3 protein-coding genes are annotated in these 3233 nt (G+C 64.7%); all 3 read left to right on the forward strand.

The window, feature by feature from the left end:
* Positions 1-69: 69 nt before the first annotated feature.
* Positions 70-2337 carry an outer membrane protein assembly factor BamA gene (bamA, locus tag RT567_RS15250; RefSeq protein WP_313577092.1) on the forward strand — a complete coding sequence of 756 codons (2268 nt, stop codon included), beginning with the start codon at positions 70-72 and terminating at the stop codon, positions 2335-2337.
* Positions 2338-2368: 31 nt separating this feature from the next.
* On the forward strand, positions 2369-2953 hold the full coding sequence (locus RT567_RS15255; protein ID WP_313577090.1) for an OmpH family outer membrane protein: 585 nt from the start codon (positions 2369-2371) through the stop codon (positions 2951-2953).
* Positions 2954-2961: 8 nt separating this feature from the next.
* The coding region (locus RT567_RS15260; protein ID WP_313577091.1) for an LpxD N-terminal domain-containing protein at positions 2962-3233 on the forward strand (272 nt) is incomplete at its 3' end.

Below are 3233 nucleotides of genomic sequence, written 5' to 3' on the forward strand. Positions count from 1 at the left end.
GCGCCCGCTCCGGCCCAGGCGCCCGCTGCCGCGTCCCAGACCCCGCAGGCTCAGACGCCGCAGGTGCAGATGGCGCAGCCGCAAGCCGAGCGCGCCCCGGTCAACCGTATCGTGGTGCGCGGCAACCAGCGTATCGATCAGACGACGGTGCTGTCCTATCTGCCGATCCAGCCCGGTGACACCATCGACGCCGTGACCATCGACGTGGCGGTTCGCACCCTGTCGCGCACGGGTCTGTTCGCGGACGTTCAGATCGGCCTGCAGGCCAACGGCGACCTGATCGTCGAGATCGCCGAGAACCCGATCATCAACCAGGTGACGTTCGAGGGTAACAAGGCCCTGGCCGAGAAGAAGCTGCGCGATGAAGTGACCATTCGCCCGCGCGGCATCTACACCCGCGCGCGCGTTCAGGAAGACGTCGGCAAGATCGTCGAACTGTACCGCCTGTCGGGCCGCATCTCGGCGACCGTCACGCCCAAGTTGGTCCAGCTGGAGCAAAACCGCGTCGACGTCGTGTTCGAGATCGACGAAGGGCCGGAAACCGGCATCGCCGCCGTCACCTTCCTGGGCAATACGGCGTTTTCGGACAACGACCTGCGTCAGGTCATGGTCACCAAGCAGTCATCCTGGTGGCGTCTGTTCAGTTCGAACGACAACTATGATCCGAACCGGATCGACTACGACCGCGAGCAACTGCGGAAATTCTATACGAACCGCGGCTATTACGACTTCCGCATCCTGTCGTCGGTGGCCGAGCTGAAGCCTGACAACAGCGCCTTTGGCGTGACGGTCACGGTGGACGAGGGCGACCGCTACAACTTCGGCGAGATCAAGGTCGTCACCGAGAACGATCGCCTGAACGCTGATTTCCTGCAGATGCTGCTGCCGATCCGATCGGGCGACCTGTATGAAAGCGATCGCATCCAGGCGGCGGTCGACACCCTGACCTTTGCGGCGGGTTCGGCCGGTTACGCCTTCGTCGAGATCAACCCGACCTATCGCGCGGACCCCGAGACCGACACGGTCAACGTGACCTTCAACGTGCGCGAGGGCCAGCGCGTCTATATCGACCGCATCAATGTGGTCGGCAACACCCGCACCCTGGACACCGTGATCCGCCGCGAACTGATGGTGGGCGAGGGCGACGCCTTCAACCGTTCGCTGGTCGAGCGTTCGCGCAACAACCTGCGCGCCCTGGGCTTCTTCAAGGACGTGAAGATCGAGGAGACGCGCGGCAGCGCGCCGGACCGTTCGGTCGTCAACGTCACCGTCGAAGAGCAGCCCACCGGCGAACTGTCGGTCGGCGCGGGCTTCAGCTCGGTCGACTCCTTCGTGCTGAACCTGGGCATCACCGAGCGCAACTTCCGTGGTCGCGGCCAGAACGTGGTGGCGCGCGCCGAATGGGGCTCGCTGCGCCAGCAGATCGATTTCCGTTTCACCGAGCCGAAATTCCTGGGGCGCGACATGCGGGCGGGCTTCGACCTGTTCCACATGCGTTATGATCTGAGCAAATACTCGTCCTACGACTATCGCTCGACCGGGGGCGGGGTGCGCGTCACCTATCCGCTCAACGGCTACGCCTCGTTCAGCGCGCGTTACTTCCTGAAGGATGACGAGGTCGTCATTCCGTTCGGCTATTGCGGCGGCGTGGGCGCCGGCTCGTCGGCCCTTTGCGACCAGGCGGGCTCCTACATCAACTCTTCGGCGGGCTACACCCTGCTGGTGAACCGCCTGAACGACCCGGTTCGACCCACGCGCGGCTGGTCCGCTTCGTTGCGTCAGGACTTCGCCGGCATCGGCGGCGACGTGAACTACATCAAGACCGAGGCAGACGCCTCCTGGTACTACGGTATCCGCCCGAACTGGGTGGTCAGCGTCCAGGGCCAGACCGGCTACGTCAGCGGCTGGAGCGGCGATCCGATCCGCATTAACGACCGCTTCTTCAAGGGCGGCAACACCTTCCGTGGTTTCGAGACGGCGGGTATGGGCGCGCGCGATCTGACCACGACCGACGCCCTGGGCGGCAACTTCTACGCCATCGGCACGGTTGAACTGACGGTGCCGAACTATCTGCCCGACGAATACGGCATCAAGACCTCGCTGTTCGCCGACTTCGGCACCATCGGCAAGCTGGACGATCGCTATCTGGTCGATCCGACGACCGGGCTGCGGAATCCGAACATCGTCGATGAGCTGTCGCTGCGTGCGGCCGCCGGCGTCAGCATTCACTGGCGGTCGCCGATGGGACCGATCCGCTTCGATCTGTCGAAGGTTCTGTCCAAGGAAGACTACGACAAGACCGAGACGTTCCGCTTCTCGACCTCTACCCAGTTCTAACCGCGGTCTGACCGCCACCAAGGCTTAGATTATGAAACTCATCGCTATCGGCGCCTTCGCCCTTGCTTCGCTGACCGCTTCGGCCGCCCTGGCTCAGACGCAAGGTCCGACCAACCCCGGCCCGGTCATCCCCGGCGTCTGCGTCTATTTCAACCAGCGCGTCCTGGCTCAGTCGACGGTTGGTCAGGCTGTGCAGACCCGCATGGAGCAACTGGCTCAGGAAGTTCAGGGCGAGCTCCAGCCGTACGCCACGGCCATCCAGACCGAAGTCCAGGCTCTGCAGCAAGGCGCAGCCACCATCCCGGCTGACCAGATGAACCAGCGCCGCCAGCAACTGCAGACGCGCATCCAGGAAGCTCAGCAACTGGAAGGCACCCGCGATAACGAACTGCGCTACACCCTGGCGCAGCAGCGCCAGAAGATTTCGGAAGCCATCGAGCCCCTGCTGGTCGCCGTCTATCAGGAGAAGGGCTGCGGCATCATGATCGACCGCGAGAGCGTCTTCATCCTGAACCCGGCCATGGACGTGACGGACACTGTCATCCAGCGCCTGAACGCCCAACTGCCGACGCTGAGCTTCAACCGCATGCCGGTTCCGGCCCAGCCGCAATCCTAAGGCGGGCCATGCCCGATCCGAGGTTCTTTCAGACCCTGTCGCCCCTGACGGTCGCCGCCCTCGCCGAGCATATCGGCGGGGAGGTGGTCCGGGGCGGCGAGGTCATCGTCTCGGCCGTCGCGCCCCTGTCCAGTGCGGACCGGGGCGCGATTGCGTTTCTGGGCGACCGCAAGTTCGCCGCCGCCCTGGCGCAGACGAAGGCCGGTTGCGTGATCGTGCCGCCGTCGGCGGTGGACACGGCGCCCGCTGACGCGGCGGTCATTGTCTCCGGCGAGGCGCA

The sequence above is a fragment of the Brevundimonas sp. genome, from assembly GCF_032107865.1.
Lineage (GTDB): Bacteria > Pseudomonadota > Alphaproteobacteria > Caulobacterales > Caulobacteraceae > Brevundimonas.

Excerpts from the sequence above, each read along its gene's own strand:
- bamA (WP_313577092.1), top strand. The coding sequence starts at position 70 with ATGGCGCAGCCGCAAGCCGAGCGCGCCCCGGTCAACCGTATCGTGGTG.
- RT567_RS15255 (WP_313577090.1), top strand. The coding sequence starts at position 2,369 with ATGAAACTCATCGCTATCGGCGCCTTCGCCCTTGCTTCGCTGACCGCT.